The following is a 1112-nucleotide window of genomic DNA, read 5'->3' as shown; positions in this document are numbered from 1 at the left end:
GCTGTTCCCGGGCAAGAAGGCGATCTTCCTTGCGGCGGCCGAGCGGTGGCAACCAACCCGGACGACGACATGGTCACCGAGGCTGTCGACGCCGCACGCCGCGCCGACGTCGCGGTGCTGTTCCTCGGACTACCGTCCGCCACGGAATCCGAAGGATTCGACCGAACCGACATCGAACTGCCGGCTGACCAGATCGCCCTGCTGGAAGCGGTCCACGGCGCGAACCCGAACACGGTCGTCGTGCTCGCCAACGGCGGTGTGGTTTCGATCGAGCCTTGGAAGGATCATGCCGCCGCAATCCTCGAGGGCTGGCTACTCGGCCAGGCGGGCGGCTCGGCGATTGCCGATCTGCTGTTCGGCATCACGAATCCGTCCGGCCGCCTCACGGAGACCATTCCGCTTCGCCTCCAAGACAATCCGTCGTATCTGCATTTCCCGGGATCACAGCAGCACGTCCGCTACGGCGAAGGCCTGTACGTGGGATACCGCTACTACGACTCCGCTCTGCGCGAAGTGGCGTACCCGTTCGGGTTCGGCCCCTTGGCTGCGATCACATCGTGCAGCAACCCGACCACCTTCTCACCTTCGGAGGTGACCTTGGCCTTGGTCATGGGATTGAACAGCAGGTAGCGACGGTCCTCGAGGCTGGCGCTGCGGAAGTAGTCGACCGCCCGCGCACTGAACTGCTTCATCGCGATCAGACGTGAGTACGCGTCGACGAAGGCGGCGCGAACGTGGGCGAAATCCGTGACGGGATTGCCGTACAGAATTCGATTCTGCGCGTGAGTGATTGCCTCGAAGAACGCATGTTCGGTGATCCCGATGGAGCCGGTGCAGAGGTTGAACTTTCCGACGTTGACCGTGTTGAGCGCGGCCTCGAATGCGGCGACGCCGGTGTGCAGAATGTCTTCCTCACGGACCGGATAGTCGTCGAGGCGGAAATTGCTGACGTACATCTGGCCGCGCAGGACGTTGTCCACGAGTTGATAATTCGGATGTGCGCTGTCGGCGACGAAGAACACGTAGCCTTCGGGACCCTCGACGTCGGTACGACGCCCGAACACCGACACCATTCCGGCTACGTTGCCGTTCCCGATGTAGTACTTCTCGCC

2 pseudogenes are annotated in these 1112 nt (G+C 62.8%); one reads left to right on the top strand and one right to left on the bottom strand.

The annotated features are described in order from the left end of the window. Positions 1 to 69: 69 nt before the first annotated feature. Positions 70 to 474, top strand: a pseudogene (locus tag ABT116_RS51290) (glycoside hydrolase family 3 protein); the annotation flags it as partial. Between the two features lie 23 nt (positions 475 to 497). Here the strand turns inward: ABT116_RS51290 and ABT116_RS49235 are convergent. Beyond that, positions 498 to 1112: pseudogene (locus tag ABT116_RS49235) on the bottom strand (acyl-CoA dehydrogenase family protein); the annotation flags it as partial.

Source organism: Streptomyces sp. NPDC002130 (genome assembly GCF_040296465.1).
Lineage (GTDB): Bacteria > Actinomycetota > Actinomycetes > Streptomycetales > Streptomycetaceae > Streptomyces.
The sequence above is the reverse complement of the archived record's forward strand: the minus strand, read 5'-3'. Positions and strand labels throughout refer to the sequence as shown.